We start from the raw sequence: 19,560 nt of genomic DNA, 5'->3' as shown, positions 1-19,560 counted from the left end.
CACAATGAGACTTCTGTCTTTGTTAGTTAGGGTTTTTCTGGCGATTCTGGGTGACGGAGACTTCGACCTGGCGTTCTGCCAGACTCGCCGAGGGAGAGGCGCCGGCGCCGCTGCGGCAACTGCCCATTGTGGTCGGCGGGTGCCGAGCGGCAAGCACCGCGCGAGCCGCCGCATTCTGACAGCGAAACTCTGCGCGTACCAACCGACTCGGTGCCCGAGCTGGCGGTGGTGGCCGAGCCCTTCAGATCGGTCGATCGATCTCAGCAGCGCCATGGCCCAACGGGCTGGCCAGATTCTGCGCGCTGTTCGACGTCGAAGGCCTGGAGATCATCGCCGCCAACTCACTACCCGAGGGCGACGGCCGGCAACATCTTCAAGCCCGCGTGGCGAATTCCGGGCGACGCGTCGCCATCGGACCATGTATCCCGAGCGCGCTCACCCTGGCCTGCTCTGCGAACAGATCGGCCAGGTCTGCTTTCACGACGTGGCCGAAGATGTCGCGCACCGTGCGGAAGACGTCGTCATGGGTCTGCTGCACACCGTGTTCCTCGACCTCCCGGAAGGTGCTCGCGCCATTGCTCCGCGTATGTGCTCGATCGTCGAGGAGGTGTCGTCGCCACCCGGCATGTGTTCCTCGGCAGGGGCGAACGAGGCACTGCACGGGAGTGGCCGTTCACGGTGCCGAAGCCGGGAGAACGGCTCAAGTCGCTGCCGGGTAGCGGACTACCGCGTGACGAGGTCCCGGCGGCGGTGCAGCCTGCGGTAGTTGGACGGCGTCGTGTCGTAGGCGTCCAGGAACGCCTGCCGGAGTGTCTCGGCCGTGCCGAGTCCGCAGCGACGAGCGATCGCCTTCAGCGGTAACGAGGTGTCGATGAGCAGCGCGGCGGCGGCCTCGGTACGTACCGCCCGGACGTAGCGCGTCGGTGTCGTGTTGAGTTCCTCGGCGAAGAGCCTGCTCAGGTGGCGGGAGCCGATGCCCGCCAACCGGGCGAGCGTCACGACCCGCAGATCCCCGTCGAGGTGCGCGGCGATGTGGTCGGTCACGGTTCGGACCGGCGGCGTCTCGGTCGGCCGCGCGGCCACGAACAGACTCACCTGTGCCTGATTGCCGGGACGCTGCAGGTAGGCGACCAGCCCCCTGGCGACACTGCGGGCGGTGGCCGCTCCGTGGTCCTGCTCCACCAGGGCCAGCGCGAGGTCGAGTCCGCTGGTCACCCCGGCTGCGGTGTACACGTTGCCGTCCTCGACGAACAGCGGCTTGGGATCGAAGCTCACCTTCGGATAGCGGCGGGCGATCTCGTCCAGGTAGAACCAGTGCGTGGTCGCTCGACGGCCGTCGAGCAGGCCGGCGCCCGCGAGCACACTCGCCCCCGTGCACACCGAGGCGACCCGCCTGCTCACGGCGGCGAGCCTGCGAATCTGATCGGTGACGCGGACATCGGACGCGGCGGCGTCGTGTCCGTGACCACCCGCGACGATCAGGGTGTCCACCGGGCCGGCGACTCGTTCGAGCGGCAGATCAGCGGCGAGGACGATCCCACAGGAGGTACGGACGCCCTGACCGCCGACGGTGGCCGTGATGATCTCGTACTCGGTCTCGCCGCGAACCCGATTGGCGCCGTCGAACACATCCGCAGGGCAGGCGATGTCCAACAGGGTCGCCTCGGGATAGCCGACGATCACGATGCGACGCGGTGAGACCGGCACCTTCGCCAGGGTAATCCGCCGGAAAGCGGACCGATGTCGCAGGATCTCGGACATCACGATGGCCGCCCCGATATCGGCGACGGCATGGTGTCGATCATGACCACCGAGCAGCGCACCATCGCATTCGTCATCTATCCGGGCCTGACACCGCTGGACATCGTCGGGCCCCTGCAGGTCCTCGCGGGTCTGGCGGCCTTCGTCCCCGAGTATCGAGTCGCCGTGGTGGCCGCGAACACCGAGAAGATGCCGTCGGACTCCGGGCTTCTCCTCGCGGCGGAATACACCTTCGACGAGGTGCCCGATCCGTTCATCGTGGTGGTGCCCGGCGGTATGACGCCGACGCTCGCCGCGATGACCGACGAGCGGCTGCTGCGCTATCTGCGGGAGAGCGCGTCGGGCGCGCATCTGATGACGTCGGTGTGCACGGGGGCGCTGTTGTTGGGCGCCGCCGGGCTGTTGGAAGGGCGTCGGGCCACGACGCACTGGATGTTCGTGACTGTGTTGGCAGCCCTCGGGGCGACCCCGGCGCGGGAGCGTTGGGTGCAGGACGGACCGGTGTTGACGGCCGCCGGAGTGGCGGCGGGTATCGACATGGCGCTGCATCTCGCGCAGCAGCTCGAAGGCGAGGAGGTCGCCCGGCGTATTCAGACGATGATCGAGTACGACCCCGAGCCGCCGTTGGGGTCGATCGACTGGTCCACGGTGGACATCCCCGGGTATACCCCCGTCCTCGAGCAGACCATGCGCGAGGCGCTCGGGGAGCATCCCGAGCTGTTGGAGAAGTTGGTGGCTCGGTTGCCTCGGGGCTGACCGAGCGGGCGGTGGTCAGGTGGTCGTCGCGAAATTCAGCTGACCCCTGCGGCGTGGTCATGGAGGATGGTCGCGTGGACGACCAGCGAAACGACGACCGAACCCGGTTCATCGACCCGGCTATCCAGGTGCCGCACCTGGCGGCCGAGGACATCATGGTCGTCTGTCCACGCTGCGCGAATCGGGCGATCAGCCGGGCTTACCCGAACGAGAGCCGGTTCATCATCTCCTGGCCACGCCGCCTGACCTGTCCGACCTGCGCTTACACGGCGGACTGGGATGCCTCGTCCTGCTCGGCCTGGGGCGGTCCGACGGACCCGTTCTTCCGGTTTCCGCTGTGGCTGACCGCCGAATGCTGTGGCGGGCGGGAACTCTGGGTGTTGAATGCGCAACATCTGGATCTGTTGGAGCAGTACGTGGCCGCCAGGATTCGGGAACGCCTGCACGGGAGTGGCATGACGATGATCGCCAGACTGCCCGCCTGGATCAAATCCGCCAAACATCGGGCGGAGATCCTGCGGACGATCCACCGGCTCCGCGCGACGCTCGACGAGCCGCCGGTCCCGCCACGCGATCGTGTGGCCGGCCGTCGGAAGCTCACCGCTGCGAGCCGGTAGTGCGTTCGCGCGGTGAGGACTCCCGCTCCGATCGAGCGGGAGTCCTCATCGCCGGTTTCAGCGGCGTTGCACCTTCGCCAACCACTGCTGCAGGGTGACCACCGCCAGCAGGATCGTCCCGCTGACCACCGCCTGCCAGTTCGAGTTCAACGAACCCACCTGATTGATCACGTTCATGATCACCTGAAGCAGCAGCACACCGACGAGGGTGCCCAGCACCGTCCCCGCACCGCCGGTGAGCAGGGTGCCACCGAGCACCACCGCCGCGATGGCCTCCAGCTCCATGCCGACGCCCAGGACCGTGACGCCCGAGGACGTGTACGAGGCGATCAGCATCCCGCCGAAACCGGCGAGCAGGCCGGAGGTCAGGTAGGCGACGATCTTGGTGCGGGCCACCGGCAGCCCCATCAGGTCCGCCGCGTCCTCCTGTCCGCCGATGGCGAGCACCGTCGCCCCGTACGAGGTCCGGTGTAGCACCACGCTGCCGATGACGAAGGCGATGATCACCAGCCAGATCGGGAAGCCGATGCCCAGGAATCGGCCCTGTGCCAGTTCGCGGAACGCCGATTCGGCGGGCACCTTGTAGGTGGTGGCGCCCTCGTCGCTGATGAGCAACAGCAGGCCTCGGGCGAACAGCAGACCCGCCAGCGTGACGATGAACGGTGGCAGCCCGCCCTTGGCGATGATCAATCCCTGGATCAAACCGATCGCGCCGCAGACCAGCAGCGGCAACAGCAGTGCCGCCCAGGTGCCGTACTGCGACCCCCAGGCCGCGAGCACCCCGCCCAGGGCGAACACGGACCCCACCGACAGATCGATACCGCCGGTCATGATCACGAAGGTCATACCGAGCGCGACGACGGCCAGGAACGAGGCCTGCATGCCGATATTGGTCAGGTTTCCGCTGGTGCCGAAGGAATCGAAGGCGAACGTCGCGGCCAGCACCGCAACGATGAGGATCACCAACGCCCCCTGCCGCTGCACCAGGCGGGCCAGCCGGGCACGGGAACCGGGGGCGGTCGGCACCTCCCTCGGCGGTCCTTCCGGGGTGGGCGCGACGACGGGGCTGCTCATGTCACGCCCTGCCTTTCAACGTCGAGTCGATCCGAATGGCGCGATGTGATCGAGGTGTCTGGCAGGCCGGTGGTGTCATGGCGTCACCGCCGGGGAGGTGTTCGCCTTCGTCGCGGTGGCCCCTTTGCGCGGCCCGGTCTTGCGGCGACCGAGCTGCACGTAGACGGCGGCGACCACGATGACGGCCTGGACGATCTGAGCTGTCGAGTCCGGGATGTCGTGGAAGATCAGGGTGGCGGTGATGAGCTGCATCAACAGGGCGCCCGCGATGGTGCCCACGACGCGGACCTGGCCGCCCGACAGCGGCGTCCCGCCGATCACCACGGCGGTGATCGCCGACAGTTCGATGAGCAGCCCGAGCCGGGTCGGGTCGCTGGCCTGCGAACGAGCCGCCAGCAACGCACCCGCCAACGCGGCGAGCAGACCACAGACGACATAGGTCGTGATCAGGACCCGGCGCACCGGCAGTCCCGCCAATTCCGCGGCCCGCTTGTTGCCACCGATGGCGAGGAGTCGGCGACCGTAGATGGTGCGTCGCACCGCGAACCAGACGGCGAGCGAGACTGCGGCGGCGATGAGCACCACATACGGGATGCCCAACAGGTTGCCGGTGCCCAGGGCCACGATCCCGGGCTCGCGGATGCTCTTGATCTCGCCGCCGATCAGGTTCGCCACACCACGCCCGGCGACCATCAGACCGAGGGTCGCCACGATGGGCTGCACGCCGACCCTGGCGACGAGTGAGCCCGCGATCGCGCCGGTGATGCAGCCTGCCAACAGCGCGACCAGGATCGCGATGGCCGCGCCGTATCCGATGTAGAGCGGGATCAGCGCCGCTGCCAGCGCCATCACCGCCCCCACCGACAGGTCGATGCCCTGGGTTCCGATGACCAGGGCCATGCCCAGCGCCACGATCAGCACCGGAGCCACCTGGATCAGTTGGAGGCGCAGGGTGCCTTCGCTGACGAAGTTGGGGGTGATGATCACGTTGATCAACACCAGTAGGGCCAGGGCGACGAAGACCCCGTTGCGGCGAACCCAGTCCGCGTCCAGCCTGGGCCGCCACCAGGGCCGGGGCGGTTCGGGAACATCGGGCGGAGCCGGAGTAGGACCATCGGCGTCCCCGGCCTTCGTGTCGGGCGTGGCCGATGTCGGCGAGCCGCTCGCCTGCGTGGAGTCGGTCACCCCTGTCCTCCTGTTGTCTCGTCCACCGGTCGTTCCGGATCGCCCGCCAGTGCGGCGAGCAGTGCGGCGCTGGTGCGTTGCTCGCCGGACAGTTCCCGCGTCACGGCACCATCACGCAGCACGACCACTCGGTCGGCGCCCTCGACCAGCTCGTCCATCTCGCTGGAGATCAGGACCACGGCCAGGCCCTGCTCCGCCAGTTCGTCGATCAAGGACTGCACTTCGCTCTTGGCTCCGACGTCGATGCCGCGCGTCGGCTCGTCGAGGAGGAACACCTTGGGCTCGGTGCACAGCCAACGGGCGATCAGCACCTTCTGTTGGTTGCCACCGGACAACTCCCGCACCGGTTGGGCCGGGCTGGAGGCCTTGATGTGCAACCGGGCCATGAAGGTGGCCACCAGCGCGTCGATCCGGGATTCCGAGACCAGCCCCAACCGCGAGAATCGCGGTAACACGGCAAGTGCGATGTTGTCGCGCACCGACAGCTCGGGAATGATCCCCTCGGCCTTGCGATCCTCCGACAACAGCGCAATCCCGGCGCGCAGGGCGTGGCCCACGGAGTTGGTGCGTACCGGGGAACCCTCGATCCGCACGGTGCCCGCCTGTCGGGGCAGGGCGCCGTAGACGGCTTGCACCGTCTCGGTGCGCCCGGAGCCGAGCAATCCGCCGAGCCCGACGACCTCGCCCGGTCGGACGGCGAGGCCCACGTCCTGCAGTTTGCCCCGGACCTCGATACCGGCCGCGACGAGCACCGGTTCCCGATCCTGCCGATGGGTCTCGCCGAAGTCGGTCGCCCCACCCCGCCGGACCTCCTCCAGATCACGACCCAGCATGTGGGCGATCAACGTCAGGCGGTCGAGGTCGGCCATCGCCCCGGTGTGCACCTGCCGTCCGTCCCGCAGGATGGTGACCCGGTCGCACAGTTCCCAGAGTTCGTCGAGTCGGTGCGAGACGAAGACCAGTCCCACGCCCCGGTCCCGCAGGGTCCTGGCGACGCCGAACAGCGTGGCGACCTCCTTGGCCTCCAAGGACGAGGTCGGTTCGTCCATGATCACCACGCGGGCGTCCACCGACATCGCCCTGGCCAGGGCGACCATCTGCTGCACACCGAGACCGAGCCTGCCGAGGTCGGCGCGGACGTCGATCTCGATGCCCAGCGACTCGACCAGGGCCGCGGCCTCGCGATTCATCCTGGCGAGGTCGATGAGGCCGAAGCGGTTGCGGGGTTCGCGGCCGAGGAAGATGTTGCGGGCCACCGACAACAGCGGTACCAGGTTGACCTCCTGGTAGATCGTCGAGATCCCCGCGCGCTGCGCGTCGGCGGGCCGGGCGAAGGCGACCGGTTCACCGGCGAACCGCACCGTGCCCGAATCCGGCGAGTGCACGCCGGTGAGGACCTTGATCAGGGTGGACTTGCCCGCCCCGTTCTCTCCGACCAGGGCATGGATCTCGCCGCCCCGCAGCCGGAAATCGACGCCCCGCAGCGCGTGCACCCCGCCGAAGGACTTGGTGATCACCTCGGTCTCAAGCACGACGCCCACGCCGTCCCCGGACGTGGTGTCGCTGGAACTGCTGCTCACGACGGTGTCCCTCCTTGCGCGACCGTCTCGACGCGAACCCGTCGGGCCCTACCGGACCCGACGGGTGTTCTCGAAGTGGTGCTCGCGTTAGAAGGCGTTACCGATGTTGGCCTCGGCGTTGGAGCTGTCGTACTGGTCGTCGACGATGATCACGTCCTCGGGGATCGCCTCGCCGTCGAAGAACTTCTGCGCGGTCTCGAAGGCCAACGGGCCGAATCGCGGGTTGGACTCGATCACCGCGTTGATCTGGCCTTCGACGATGCCCTGCACCGCGTTGCGGGTGCCGTCGACCGAGACGATCTTGACGTCGGTGCCCGGCTGCAGACCGGCGGACTGGACTGCGGTGACCGCGCCGAGGCCCATCTCGTCGTTGTGGGCGTAGATCGCGGTGATGTCCGGGTTGGACTGCAGCAGTTGCTCGGCGACGGACTGCCCCTCGTCGCGGGCGAAGTTCGCGGTCTGCTCGGCGACGATCTCCAGGCCGGGGTACTCGGCCTCGACCTGGTCCTTGAATCCGGCGTTGCGGTCGTCGGTCACGTTGTTGCCGGAGGAGCCGAGCAGGATCGCGACCTGCGCTTCGCCACCGGTTGCGTCGTTCATCGCGTCGGCGGCTCTGGCGCCCTGCTCGTAGAAGTCCGAGCCGAGGAAGGCGACGTAGTCCTCGCAGTGGGTGTTGGTGACCTTGCGGTCGATGGTGATGACCGGGACGCCCGCCTCCTTGGCCGCGTCCAGCGCCGGGTCGAGGCCGTCGGAGTTGACCGGGGCCACGATCAGCAGCTCGATGCCCTGATTGAGCAGGTCCTGGATGTCGGCGATCTGCTTGGGCAGCTCGTTGTCGGCGTTGGTGACGAGCAGCTCGCCGACACCCGCCTCCTCGGCCGCCGCCTCGATGGATGCCGTCTCGGCGGCCCGGAACGCTGCGGTGTCCGGTTCGGACTGAGAGAACCCGACGGTCGCGCCCTCGATCTCCAGCGGTTCGGCTCCGTATTGCTCGAGGGTGCAGCCCTCGCCGGTGTCCTCGCCCTCGCGGACGACCTGACCGTCGCCGCCGTCCGCCGGGCCGGGCGGAGCCGCGTCGTCCTCACCGGTATTGGTGCAACCGGTCAGCGCCACCCCGATCGCCGCGACCGAGGCGAATAACCGCCACGAGCGCCGAACTCCTGTGCGTGCCATGTCGAACTCCTCGCTACCGGGCCCACCACGCCGTGGTTATGCAGTGATGCCAATCACACGTTTTCCCCAGTGATCCAACATGATCGAACATCTTCCTGCAACAATTCTGCGACATGAAACAACATCGATATGTTCAGCGGTCGACAAAATCGCGCGTGGGCGCGGGCGGAATCACTGCGGAATATGGGTATCGAGCCTGGTCTACGGGACTGTCCATGCCGATTCGACATCCGAGTGGCCGACGTTCTCCCGTGCCGAAGCCGAGTCCGAACAACCGAACGCGTTCCCGGTGCAACCCACACATCGACGAATCCGCCCGCACCCACGCAACGCACAGCCACGCGAACCGGGAACGGACTCGCCGACTCAGCCAGACATTCCGGGCGTTTTGCCGACTTGATCGTCTCGGGCCGGCCGCCACGACTGCACCGAGGTGATGCCCACGGCCCCGCCGTCCGTTCTGGTCGGATTGATTCGCAGTGCCTCGGTGCGCAATGGCGGGTCGATCACCACCCGTTGCAATCTGCCCGGCTCCGGTCGCGCGGGAATCAACGTCGCCCCCGGCACCTCGACCCACTCCCCCGTCGTCGTCCGGTATTCCACCGTGAGTTCGTCCGGGGTACGTACTCCGCCGCCGTCGTCGTAGAACGAGATTCGGACATCGCCGATCTCGGTCGGTTCCGCCACCTCGATGGTGAGCCAGTCGGCCGAATGGGGACTGCGGTAGTTGGTCCAGCGGGTGCTGGGAACGTCGAGGTGGAAATCCTGCCCGTCGATGGCCTGCTCGGGCAGGTCGTCGGCCCAGGAGTAGGTGGCGGTGGCCCGGGGATGGCCGGCGCCGTCGATGTTGACGAAGTCGTCGACGAGGGTGTCCAACTCGGCCCGCTGCGCGGCCGGGACCGCTACCTCGACCGGGTCGAGGGTGTCCTGACGATGCACGACCTCGCCGTCCAGGAAGACGCTCAGGCCGGCCCCTGCGCCGTACTCGGAGCCGTCCCGGTCCCACAACACCGTCAGTTCGTGGCCCTGATAGGGAACGTTCTCCGCAGCGAAGTGGTCCCAGCTTCTGGGCGCGAGTGGTGCGATGCGCAGCGTGTCACCGGCGGCGGGCCGGATGCCGATCAGCCCGGAGAGCACCAGGTCGTTGAAGGTGGAGTGGTTGTAGTCCTCGCTGTGTCCCGGCGAGTCGTACAGCCACCGGTCCTCCTCGGGGTGGTGCGCCTCGGCCACGTAGGGCCTGCCGTCGCGGCGTTGGGTCAGTGCGTAACCGCGCAGCGCGTCGTAGTAGTCGCCCGCGTCCACCCAGGACTGGGATGGATAGTCGATCAGCAGGTTGGCCATCGCGGTGAGGGTCTGGCTCGTGGCATAGGGCCAACTCGGCCCCGACCAGCGACAACAGCCGTTCTCGGCCTCGTGCAGGTACCACGGGCTGCGTCGCTCTACGGTCGTCGGGCCGAAGGGCGCGGCGAACCCGTCGGGGTCGACGAGTTGTGCCCAGGCCAGCGAGTTCTCCGGCCCAGGCATGTGGAAGTACCAGGGGACGAAGCCGATCTGTTCCCGGTCCCCGATGAGCCGATGCTCCTCGCCCTCGTCCGCGCGCATCAGATGCTTGTAGAAGCCGTCCTCGTCATCCCAGAGCAGCCGTTCCTGGTTGGTGCGCAGTTGTCGGGCCAGCCGCTCGTAGCGTCGCGCGTCCCGGACGTCGCGCGCATCGCCCCGGCTGCGAAGCAGTTCCGCGATCGCCAGCGCGTCGCCGTACTGGTATGCGTTGATGGTCGGCCGGAATCCCGCGCCGCCGTGGTAGGGGTCGTCGCTCTGGTAGGAGCCGGCGGTGTACTCCATCGCATCCCAGACCGGGACCTGCCAGTACAGCCCGAGTTCGTCGTCGAACTGCGTCTCCCACCGCTCCCACTGGGTCTGCAACTCGGGCAGCCGGTCCTGGGCGAAATCCCATCGGCCGTCCACCGAGGCTCTGGCGACCATCGCGTCGGCCGCCCAGTAGGAATACTGATGGCTCCAGAAATCGGTGTTCGGATTCAGGAATTCGGTCGCGGGTTTGGGTCCCGAACCGCTACCCCGCAGCCAGAAATCGAGGTAATCGTCGAGATAGCGATGGTCACGCAGCCAACGCCCCTCGTAGACATGGTGTCCGGCGGCGGCAACGATCCCACCGCCGGGAGCGGAGTAGCCGACCGGGCCGAGGAACTCGGAGACGATCCAACCGTCCTCGGGACCGGTGTATTTCAGTGCTTCCTTGAACACCCGCCAGCGGTAGTAGTAGGTGTCCTCGATCTCGGTGTCCGGTAGATCGACGAACGGGATGTTCGCGGCGTACCACTCGGGTTCCACCAGGCCATCGAGTTTCGCCGTCTGATCCACGAAATCGGTGCCCGCACCGACCTCCGGGTACATCGACGTCGCGGCGTCCTCGACCGCGGTCGCCGGTAACCCGACGATTCCGGCACCGAACAGGGCCAACGCCATTGCCGATGCCGTACCGGCACGCCATCCGGCGACCATGAGTCAGTCCTTCTCGTTCGGGACGCAATCCACGGGGATACTCGGTCGATCCCACCGAGGGAGGCGGGCAGCGGTGCAGCCGACCGCTCCGCCCGCCGGGGCCATCGGGCCCCGACGGGCGGAGAGCGGAATCGATCAGCGCTTCTCCTCGGTACCGACGGCGGCCGTGGCGGCCAGCTCGGCTACCTCGGACTCCGACAGCGCCCGGTCGAAGACGCGGGCATCGTCGACGGCACCCCGCAGGTGGTCGACCTGCTGACCGCCGTACTCGGCGCGGCCGATCACGGTGTTGCCGGTGGACTCCGGTGCCGAGCAGGCGTTCTGACTCGCGGCCTTCACTCCGTCGACGTACAGGTCGAGGGTGCCCGCCTGCACGTCGCGAACACCGGTCAGGTGGTACCAGCGACCCGGTTCGACCGGCTCGGACCCGGCGGCGCGTAGACCGCTGAAGCTCATCGCCCACGCCTGGTCCACTCCGGAGTACTGGAGGAAGAAGGCGCTGTCGCGGCCGCTGTCCTGGCTGACGACGGTCTGGAATCCACCGTCGGCCTCGTCCAACTTCACCCAGGCGGACACGCTGTAGCTACCGGAGGTGTCGATCAGCGAGGAGCCGGTGTCGGCTTGGCCCGCGCCCGAGAACGCCACCGCACCACCCTCGACGCCCTCGGTCCACTCGGCGCCCGTCAGCGTCGCGTTCGCGTCGCCGATGGCGTCGGCGACGGTGTCCCCGCTGCCCTCGTCGAACTTGTAGGCGTTGACGCCGTCCAGTCCCGGCGTGCCGGGGTTCGGCTCGCCGCCCCCGGTGCCGGTGCCGTCCGCGGAACGGATGATCTCCTCGTTGATGGCCCGCACCTGGGCGAAGTCCATCTTCTCCACCTGGCGGTCATAGGTGAAGAACCCGTTGACCTCGTGTTCGACATCGGTGATCTGGGTGTAGATCGCGCCGCTGATCGCACAACTGGCCGCTCCTTCGAGAACATCCTGCTGGTTCTCGACGTACCGCCGGGTGAGGGTCTCCTTGTCCGGGGTCATCTCGTAGGCGTGGCCGTCGCCGAACCACATGTGGCCCTCGACCTCGAGGCCGAAGCCCCCGTGCTCGCCGTCCATGGACACCCGGGTCGCGTCCGGGGTCGGCAGGGCGGGGCCGACGTAGGCGTGCCAGTCGATGACGTCGCCGCGACCGGAGTCGCCCAGCGAGTCACAGCAGTTCACGCCACTGTGGGCGTTGACCAGCCGGGTCGGGTCCTGGGCCTTGACCTCGTCGGCGATCCGGCCGGTGGCGTCCCGGTCCCATTCGCCCCAGCCCTCGTTGAACGGAACCCAGCCGATGATGGAGGTCCAGTTCTTCTTCTGCTCGACCAGTTCTTCCAGTTCGACCTCGAACTGCTCGCCTGCCTCGGCGGGCGGCCTACCGCCGGTCCGCATCGACGGCATGTCCTGCCACACGAGCAGGCCCAGCCGGTCGGCGTGGTAGTACCAGCGGTCGGGTTCGGTCTTGATGTGCTTGCGGACGGTGTTGAAGCCGAGGACCTTGTGCTGTTCGAGGTCGAAGGCCAGCGCCTCGTCGGTGGGCGCGGTGTAGATGCCGTCCGGCCAGTACCCCTGGTCCAGGGTGGACATGTGGAAGAGGATCTCGCCGTTGAGGGTCATCCTCAGTCGACCGTCCTCGCCCTCGGCCATGCCGATCTCACGCATGCCGAAGTAGGAGGACACCCGGTCGACCGGGCGGTTGCCGTCCTTGAGGACCACCTCGAGGTCGTAGAGGAACGGCGAGTCCGGGGACCACGTCTTGGTGTCGGGTACCGGGAGGTCGATCGGTTCGCCCGCCGCGCCCTGGGTGCGGCTGACCCGGCGGCTGCCGTCGAGCACGGTCGCCTCGACGGTGAGCCCTTCGACGTCACCGCCGGTCTGCACGGTGAGGCCGAGCGTGGACGAGTCGAGGTCGGGGACCATGTCGAGCGTCTCGACGTGGCCGACCGGGACGGGCTCCATCCAGACGGTCTGCCAGATTCCCGAGGCGCCCTCGTAGAAGATGCCCTCGTCCGGAACCAGGCGCTGCTTGCCGACGGGCTGCCAGGTCGCGTCGGTGAGGTCCTCGACCCCGACGACGATCTCCTGTGGACCGTCGGCGGTCAACGCGTCGGTGACATCGGCGGAGAAGGCGCCGAAGCCGCCCCGGTGCGTGACGACCTCTTGGCCGTTGACGTAGACGACCGCGTCGTAGTCCACCGCGCCGAAGTGGAGCTTCAGCGCGTTCGAGGAGCCGACCCGCCAGCCGTTGGGCACCTCGAAGGTGCGCCGATACCACATGCGGTCCTCGTGTCGCTCGATCCCGGAGAGCGCCGACTCGGTCGGGTAGGGCACCAGGATCCGCTCGTCCAGCGTCTGCCCGAAGGGCGGTTGTTCGCCCTCAGCGGCGGCGGCGAACTCCCACACTCCGTTGAGGTTCTCCCAGTCCCGCCTGGTGAGCTGCGGCCTCGGGTACTCCGGCAGCGCGTTGTCCGGCGACACCTCATGGGTCCACGGGGTGGTCATTCGGGGTTCTGCCATCTCCCAGCCCTCGGATTCCTGGGCCGATGCGACGGGAGAGACGAAGGCCGTCGCCAGCAGGGCGGACAGAAACAGCGCTCCGGGCGTGGCGAGACGTCGGCGTCTACGCCGTCGGTTCGGTGGGATGGAAGAGATCACGGTCGAGCACCCTTCTCGGTGGCCGGTGCGGCAGTTCAGGGCTGCACGCGAACGGACTAGGGAACGTCGAGTTCACGCCCACCTCACTCGGGCGCGTGATCCATTTCACACAGGTGACGAACGGATGTCAACGTTCGTCATCAATCTCGATCAGAAATCAACAGAAACCTGGCCAAGTCGCCGTGGAAACACACACTCTCGATCAACAGTGCCCAGCAACGTGCTTGACTGATGTCCAACGCCGAGCCGAGGAAACCGGATCGGCGAGCCAAGCGAGGAAGGACACGCCGTGCTCGCAGCCGAGAGGCAGGCACACATTCTCGAAGAGGTCCAACGGCGTGGCGCGGTGCGAGTCAGCGAGCTGTCACAGCTGCTCAACGTCTCCGACATGACCATCCGGCGCGACCTCGACCTACTCGCCGCCCATCACCGGCTGGACAAGGTGCACGGCGGTGCGACGGTCCGGCGTGCGCCCAGCACGGAGGAACCCGGCTTCGAGGCCAAATGGGTCCGCCAGACCTCGGAGAAGAAGGCGATCGCCGCCGAGGCCGCCAGCCTGGTCAGCCCGGGATCGGCCATCGGGCTCTCCGCCGGGACCACCACCTGGACGTTGGCCCAGCTGCTCTGGGACATCCCGGACCTCACCGTGGTGACGAACTCGATGCGGATCGCGGGTGTGCTGCACGGATCCGGGCCCACCACGCCCAACGTCGTGCTGACCGGCGGCGTTCGCACGCCCTCGGATGCGCTCGTGGGGCCGGTCGCGGTGTCGACCCTGCAGATGCTGCATCTGGATGTCGTGTTCCTCGGTGTCCACGGGATGGACTCCCAGGCCGGCTTCACCACGCCCAATCTGTTGGAGGCCGACACCGACCGGGCACTGATCGCGGCGGGTAGGCGGCTGGTCGTACTGGCCGATCACACCAAATGGGGCACCGTCGGAATCAGCACCATCGCCCGATTGGACCAAGCCGACGTGCTGATCACCGACGATCAACTGCCCAATCCGGCCGAGCAGTTCCTGCGCGAGTCGGTCGGCGAGTTGCGGGTGACCACGGCACCGACCGAGTTGGAGGAGACCGAGGACTAGCAGCGCTCGATCTCCTCCGTTCGGAGCAGTCGCGGGACGCGCGGAGTCAGGCGGCGCTACGCCCGATGTAGACGTCCCGGGCGCGGTAGTGCGTGTCCGTCGTCGGTCCCGGCGAGCCCGAGGATCCCTCCATCTGGAGGTTGATGATCACCCAGAGCGGCTGGTTCACGAAGCCTGCCGCGCGGTGCTGGGCGACCCACTGTCCATCGAGGTAGTAGTGGATATCGACGTCGGTGGCGTTGACCTTGGTGATCCACGCCCGGTACTCGTGCCAGTCGCCGGGCGAGGAGACTCCGACGATGGTGCTGGAGACATCCGAGGGGCTCCGGAAGGTGTTGAACCAGTTCCTGGCATCGCCCTTGTACTCCAGGATGTCGCTTTCCGGTGGCCAGCTGTTGACGCCGGTCAGCCAGAACGCGGGCCAGGTACCCCGGGTCGAGGGTGCCTGGAACTCGCCACGCACCTCGTAGGACGGGTACCGATCGTTGACGACGATGTGGTCCTTGGCGTGGACCGCACCGGAGTGATAGCGGATCGGCAGGAACGGATCGGCGCTGCTGTTGCCCTCGTCCCAGTCGATACGGGTGGCCTTCAGGTTCAGCACGCCGTTGTCCAGCCACACGTGGTTGTGGTCGGTGGGGCTGCCGTACATGCGGGCGGAACCATTGTGGTCGGAGCCCCACGGATACCCGTAGTCCCACTCCGATTCCAACGTGGCGTAGTCGCCGAAGGACCCGCTCACCACGTGTTCCCACGCGGCGTCGGCGACCGGTGGACCGGCGGCCGCGCCGGTCAGCGGGATAGCCAGGACCAGCGCGAGCAGCCCGACTCTGATACGCATCTCGAACCTCCGTCGTCGCAGTGGACAACACTCGAACGGACGCGGCGGCGTGGCTCCACGATCACGTATCCACTCGCCTGCGGACAACCGCTGCCCGGCCCAATCCGGCGCGGCAGCAGGCCTCGACGCGCAAGTCGGTTCAGTCCCGGGACTCGTGGACCACGATCGCGATCTGAACCCGGTTGGCACACTCGAGTTTCGCCAGTACCCGGGAGACGTACGCCTTGACGGTGGCCACGGTGACGTGCAGCCGCGCCGCGATCTCCGCGTTGGAGCGGCCCGCGCCGATGGCCTCGGCGACCTCGCGTTCCCGATCGGTCAGCACATTCAGTGCCGTTCGCGCCCGGAGACGCCGCCTGCGTCGCTCGTCGGTGTCCTCGGTGTCGGTCCGGCTGCCTGCTCGCTCGCCGGTACCGGCCACGACGTGCCCGATCAACCGGTCGGTGACGGCGGGCGACAGCATCGTCTCGCCCACCGCGACCCGCCGGACCGCTTCGATGATGCGGCGAGGCGGGGTGTCCTTGAGGAGGAAGCCGTTCGCTCCCAGGCGTAGGGCTCGCATCACGTGTTCGTCGGTGTCGAAGGTGGTGAGCACGATGATCGCCGGGGTGGCACCGGACGAGCGCAGCTCCTCGGTCGCAGCCAGCCCATCCATTCGGGGCATCCGGATGTCCATCAGCACCACGTCGGGTTGCAGCCTTCGCACCGCGTCGAGGGCATCGAGTCCGTCGGCGGCCTGGGCCACCACCTCGATGCCCTCGCCCCCACCGAGCATCATGGTGAGCCCGGAACGGACCAGGGCATCGTCGTCCGCGATCAGCACCCGGATCACCGTGGACCACCCGAACGGCGCCTGGAAGCGAGCGTCCGCCGACAGCCGGTTGCGACGGGGAAGTGGATCAGTTCGAGCACGGCAGCCAGACTTCCAGATCGAAGACGAGGTCGGCGTTGTCGACACGGCGGATGCCATGGTCGATCCGACCGCCGACCAATTCGACTCGCTCGGTCAATCCCACCAGCCCGGTTCCCGAACCGGCGGGGTCGACGACGGGCACAGCATCATCTCCGGTGGTCGGCGGCCGCCTCTCCTCGAGCATGCTGCGCAGCCGGACATGCAGGTCCGCCCCTAGGCGCTCCACCAGGATGCACACCCTCGCGCCGGGCGCATGCCGCCTGCTGTTGGTCAGACCTTCCTGCACTACCCGGTACGCGGTGCGCTGCACCGATGCGGCGGGTTCGAATCCGTCGGGAAGGCGATCCGTGAACTCGACCCGGATCCCCGCCGTCCGGTTCTCCGCCACCAGATCCCCGAGTTCGGCCAGGCTCGGCGGCGGCCGCAGGCCCGGGTCCCCGTCTCCCGCTCGCAGCACGCCGAGCAGCTCACGCAGGTCCCGCATCGCCTGATACGCGCTGGCTCGGATGGTGGCCGCGGCACCGGCGACCTCCTCGGCGGACAGATCGCGCCGAACCTCCAGGGCACCGGCATGCAGACTCACGAGGGAGATGCGATGGGCCAGCACATCGTGCATCTCGCGCGCGATCCGCTCGCGCTCCAGGCTGCGGGCTCGTTCGGCGCGCAGGTCGGCCTCCGATTCGGCCCGGACCGCACGCTCGCGCAGGGAGAGCACCAACTCGCGTCGGGCTCGGATCACCATGCCGCCGAAGAGAACCACTGCCAACAGCAATACGTTCAGCATGTTGGTGCCCACCACACCCAGTTCGGGGTCCGGGTAGCGCACGGCGAGCGGCACGGCGAGCAGCAGACTGACCAGTGCGATCGCCGTCGCCTGCTGCCAGCGTCGCACCACCGCCAGGGTGAACAGGGCGATCAGGCCTGCGGCTCCCGCGAAAGGCGAGACCAGTCCGAGGACCATCGTGGTGGCCGCGATCGCCAGCGGCGCTGGGCGACGCCACCACAACAACAGACACGCGACACAGCCGAGCCCGATGAAGACCCCGTATTCCACGGTGCGAGTGGGTACGACGGTGCCCGACGCGGCCGCTTCCACCATGAGCAGCAAGCCCAGCATCAGTCCGAAGACGACACCCCGGATGTCGAAGAGCCACTCCCGGCGGCTGCGGCGATCCGCGGTCACGAGTGCACCAACGGCCGCCAATACTGCCGGACACCGTCATCTCGGACCACGACACCGAGTCGAGCCGACTCGACGCGCAGTTCGTCGGCGTCGCGGCCTGCCTTCTTCTCCAGCACGATCTCCCTCGCGGCGAGCACGGCGTTGACGGCCGAGGACAGCTCCGGGGTGTCTCGAACCCAACGGCGGAACAATGCGGCGTGCGGGTCCTCGTCTCGCCACGGATAACCGTGGGCACGGAATGTCCGAGCCAGTGTGGCGGGATGCTCGTCGTACGGCTCGCGGATCACCTGGCGCGATTCGTGGTCGAGGACCACCAGGTGTTTCCCATCGAGGAACACCGAATCCACCTCGGACCGGCCGACGGTGCGACCCCGTCCCTCCCGCTCGAGGTGGATCTCGTCGGCGCTGATACGCAGGCGTAGCGATTCATGGACGGCGATGAACGCGATGGCCACGGCGCCGAGCGCGCAGGCCGACGCGCAGCCGATGACAGGCCAGGGGCCCTCGAGCTCCGCAAGGAGGGTGAGCGGCCCCGGCAGTGGTAGCCAACGCTGCGCGGTGGCCCAGTCGAGCAAGTTGGGCAGCTGGGAGCCCAGGATCAATCCCAGGGCCGGTCCGCCGAAGAAGAGCAGCCGAGAGATCCCAGGTGCCAACCCCAGTACGGTCGGCACCGAGCCTCGATCGTGGCCGGGCATGGCGGGGTCTGTGGGGGGCATCGTCGGTCGGCTCCGGTCCCTGCGGCTTGGCGTCGAACTTCCTGCTTGTTCGAACGCTAGAGTTCGGTCCGCGCCGCGACCAGTCGCCGAAGGTCGAGAGATCGACGAGCCGGTACCTACTTTCGTCTACCGTTCGCCCGATACCCCACTCATGGGCTCCGAAGAGATATGGCCCCGGCAGGTGGACTCCCACCACCCGCCGGGGCCGGGAATGCACTCAATTCGCGAGCGCGGACCAGGAGAACTCGCCGACGTCGGATACGGCGGGGCGGTGCTGTACCGGCATGATGAACTCACCTCTCTCTTCTTGTTAGGGCGAAAAACATTCAATATGAAATAAAGGTTTCAACTACGACAGACAACCCACATATAAACGAGAACCACGGGCCGGACCACCGGAGCGGACACTAAACAGCCCGAGAATGTTCCCGCACCTTAAATCCATACCCGCAGCCGCCGGGCCGGATAGTGCGATTCGGACCGCTTCGCGGGATAACGATCCGATACAGGGATCAATACCGTCGCTCCGGTATCACGATTTCCGCACCACCCATCCCGGGCATGCTCCGGCGGTCGCACCCTGGCTCCCGACACCCCTCAGACCCGGGAGACAGGGACGCGACACCGATTCGGCGAAGAAGTCGACGTGCCTACCCCCTTCGACTCCTACGCTGACAACGAACGAATAACCACACTTCTCTCGTACCGTGTTCCACTGCGACGCCGAGCCGGACCTATTCGCAATCCGCTGGCCACCGGAGCGAGTCGGCGGCTGTTTCGGTGACAACCGGATGCGAATTGTTCACGCTCTACTACACCGGGACGGACAGACGGAGGACCGGCATACCTCGGTCGCTCGTTCTCGACGAGAGGACCTGGGCCGCTTCGGCCATCGAAGTCACGCGGCGTTGGGTGCGCCGTCCGGGCACCCGGACAGCACGCCGTGGGACTGCACACGATCTCTGCTCCGTTCTCCATCTCGGTCACCGATCGGGGAACGCCTCCGACGAGCACGGGCGGCAGGGGTGCCTGCGGCGCTGCGAGTACCGACGGCGGCGAACTCGACGGTCGTTGGTTCGCTCCTCATCCCGCTGCGCCGACGAATATGCGGGTGCGCCGGTGTGGGCAGACCGGCACAGCCAGCTTCGTCGAGCGTCAGCGGAGTCGTGGACGTTCCTTCTTCCGTGCCTCGATCATCCCTAATCACATGCACAGATCACGCACAGATCAGCCTGCTGGTCCGGTAGAGCAAGGATCAGGGCAATATTCCGCCAGATGTGGACTTGCTCAACACCTAGAGTGAGCAAATCTGGCGGATCGCCACTAGTCGGCGGCCCAACCGGACAGTTTGCCCGCGATCCAGCCCAGATCGCGCACAGATTCCGCACAAAGCAGGACGGATACCGAGTAGATTCGAAGATCAACCCAAGGACTCGCGGAGATCTTCCAACCATGTGACACTG

At 67.5% G+C, this 19,560-nt stretch carries 15 protein-coding genes; 3 read left to right on the top strand and 12 right to left on the bottom strand.

The window, feature by feature from the left end; translation table 11 throughout:
• Positions 1-373 precede the first annotated feature (373 nt).
• Together BKA25_RS12065 and BKA25_RS12060 are read right to left on the bottom strand one after the other, a co-directional pair.
• Positions 374-538: a hypothetical protein gene (locus tag BKA25_RS12065; RefSeq protein WP_157421096.1), complete on the bottom strand. Its 165-nt coding sequence runs from the start codon at positions 536-538 to the stop codon at positions 374-376.
• A gap of 185 nt (positions 539-723) precedes the next feature.
• Complete coding sequence (locus BKA25_RS12060) at positions 724-1,707, bottom strand: GlxA family transcriptional regulator (RefSeq protein ID WP_069853735.1); 984 nt, start codon at positions 1,705-1,707, stop codon at positions 724-726.
• Positions 1,708-1,803: 96 nt separating this feature from the next.
• Here BKA25_RS12060 and BKA25_RS12055 point away from each other — a divergent pair, with 96 nt between their 5' ends.
• The gene (locus BKA25_RS12055) at positions 1,804-2,517 is read left to right on the top strand and encodes a DJ-1/PfpI family protein (RefSeq protein WP_069853736.1); all 714 of its coding nucleotides are present in this window, start codon (positions 1,804-1,806) and stop codon (positions 2,515-2,517) included.
• A 74-nt stretch (positions 2,518-2,591) separates the two neighbouring features.
• Positions 2,592-3,134, top strand: a complete 543-nt coding sequence (locus BKA25_RS12050) for a TFIIB-type zinc ribbon-containing protein (protein WP_184285089.1) — start codon at positions 2,592-2,594, stop codon at positions 3,132-3,134.
• Between the two features lie 57 nt (positions 3,135-3,191).
• Here BKA25_RS12050 and BKA25_RS12045 read toward each other — a convergent pair whose 3' ends face one another.
• The 6 genes from BKA25_RS12045 to BKA25_RS12020 all read right to left on the bottom strand — a co-directional run bounded on the left by BKA25_RS12045 (position 3,192) and on the right by BKA25_RS12020 (position 13,354).
• Entirely contained in the window at positions 3,192-4,208 is a 1,017-nt protein-coding gene (locus BKA25_RS12045) for an ABC transporter permease (protein WP_069849785.1), read from the bottom strand.
• A gap of 75 nt (positions 4,209-4,283) precedes the next feature.
• Positions 4,284-5,393, bottom strand: coding sequence for an ABC transporter permease (locus tag BKA25_RS12040; RefSeq protein ID WP_069849787.1), 1,110 nt, complete (start codon positions 5,391-5,393; stop codon positions 4,284-4,286).
• Positions 5,390-6,973 carry a sugar ABC transporter ATP-binding protein gene (locus tag BKA25_RS12035; protein ID WP_236750277.1) on the bottom strand — a complete coding sequence of 528 codons (1,584 nt, stop codon included), beginning with the start codon at positions 6,971-6,973 and terminating at the stop codon, positions 5,390-5,392. The genes BKA25_RS12040 and BKA25_RS12035 overlap by 4 nt, the downstream gene beginning before the upstream one ends.
• A gap of 87 nt (positions 6,974-7,060) precedes the next feature.
• The gene (locus BKA25_RS12030; RefSeq protein ID WP_069849789.1) at positions 7,061-8,146 is read right to left on the bottom strand and encodes an ABC transporter substrate-binding protein; all 1,086 of its coding nucleotides are present in this window, start codon (positions 8,144-8,146) and stop codon (positions 7,061-7,063) included.
• Positions 8,147-8,512: 366 nt separating this feature from the next.
• Positions 8,513-10,666: an MGH1-like glycoside hydrolase domain-containing protein gene (locus BKA25_RS12025; protein WP_084643054.1), complete on the bottom strand. Its 2,154-nt coding sequence runs from the start codon at positions 10,664-10,666 to the stop codon at positions 8,513-8,515.
• A 135-nt stretch (positions 10,667-10,801) separates the two neighbouring features.
• Positions 10,802-13,354, bottom strand: coding sequence for a LamG-like jellyroll fold domain-containing protein (locus tag BKA25_RS12020; RefSeq protein WP_375791851.1), 2,553 nt, complete (start codon positions 13,352-13,354; stop codon positions 10,802-10,804).
• Positions 13,355-13,643: 289 nt separating this feature from the next.
• Here BKA25_RS12020 and BKA25_RS12015 point away from each other — a divergent pair, with 289 nt between their 5' ends.
• The gene (locus tag BKA25_RS12015) at positions 13,644-14,444 is read left to right on the top strand and encodes a DeoR/GlpR family DNA-binding transcription regulator (RefSeq protein ID WP_069849793.1); all 801 of its coding nucleotides are present in this window, start codon (positions 13,644-13,646) and stop codon (positions 14,442-14,444) included.
• Between the two features lie 46 nt (positions 14,445-14,490).
• Here the strand turns inward: BKA25_RS12015 and BKA25_RS12010 are convergent, their stop codons facing one another.
• From BKA25_RS12010 to BKA25_RS11995, 4 genes are all read right to left on the bottom strand, one after another.
• Positions 14,491-15,285 carry a glycoside hydrolase family 16 protein gene (locus BKA25_RS12010; RefSeq protein ID WP_069849795.1) on the bottom strand — a complete coding sequence of 265 codons (795 nt, stop codon included), beginning with the start codon at positions 15,283-15,285 and terminating at the stop codon, positions 14,491-14,493.
• Between the two features lie 139 nt (positions 15,286-15,424).
• Complete coding sequence (locus BKA25_RS12005) at positions 15,425-16,108, bottom strand: response regulator transcription factor (protein WP_311734469.1); 684 nt, start codon at positions 16,106-16,108, stop codon at positions 15,425-15,427.
• Between the two features lie 76 nt (positions 16,109-16,184).
• Positions 16,185-17,381, bottom strand: a complete 1,197-nt coding sequence (locus tag BKA25_RS28375; RefSeq protein ID WP_069849797.1) for a sensor histidine kinase — start codon at positions 17,379-17,381, stop codon at positions 16,185-16,187.
• Positions 17,378-18,097 (bottom strand): YqeB family protein, encoded by a 720-nt coding sequence (locus tag BKA25_RS11995; protein WP_157421098.1) that lies wholly within the window; start codon positions 18,095-18,097, stop codon positions 17,378-17,380. The genes BKA25_RS28375 and BKA25_RS11995 overlap by 4 nt, the downstream gene beginning before the upstream one ends.
• Positions 18,098-19,560: the final 1,463 nt, after the last annotated feature.

The organism is Actinoalloteichus hymeniacidonis (genome assembly GCF_014203365.1).
GTDB lineage: Bacteria > Actinomycetota > Actinomycetes > Mycobacteriales > Pseudonocardiaceae > Actinoalloteichus_A > Actinoalloteichus_A hymeniacidonis.
This window is presented reverse-complemented; position numbering and strand designations above follow the sequence as displayed.

Excerpts from the sequence above, each read along its gene's own strand:
- BKA25_RS12055 (WP_069853736.1), top strand. The coding sequence starts at position 1,804 with ATGACCACCGAGCAGCGCACCATCGCATTCGTCATCTATCCGGGCCTG.
- BKA25_RS12045 (WP_069849785.1), bottom strand. The coding sequence starts at position 4,208 with ATGAGCAGCCCCGTCGTCGCGCCCACCCCGGAAGGACCGCCGAGGGAG.
- BKA25_RS12030 (WP_069849789.1), bottom strand. The coding sequence starts at position 8,146 with ATGGCACGCACAGGAGTTCGGCGCTCGTGGCGGTTATTCGCCTCGGTC.
- BKA25_RS12025 (WP_084643054.1), bottom strand. The coding sequence starts at position 10,666 with ATGGTCGCCGGATGGCGTGCCGGTACGGCATCGGCAATGGCGTTGGCC.
- BKA25_RS12010 (WP_069849795.1), bottom strand. The coding sequence starts at position 15,285 with ATGCGTATCAGAGTCGGGCTGCTCGCGCTGGTCCTGGCTATCCCGCTG.
- BKA25_RS11995 (WP_157421098.1), bottom strand. The coding sequence starts at position 18,097 with ATGCCCCCCACAGACCCCGCCATGCCCGGCCACGATCGAGGCTCGGTG.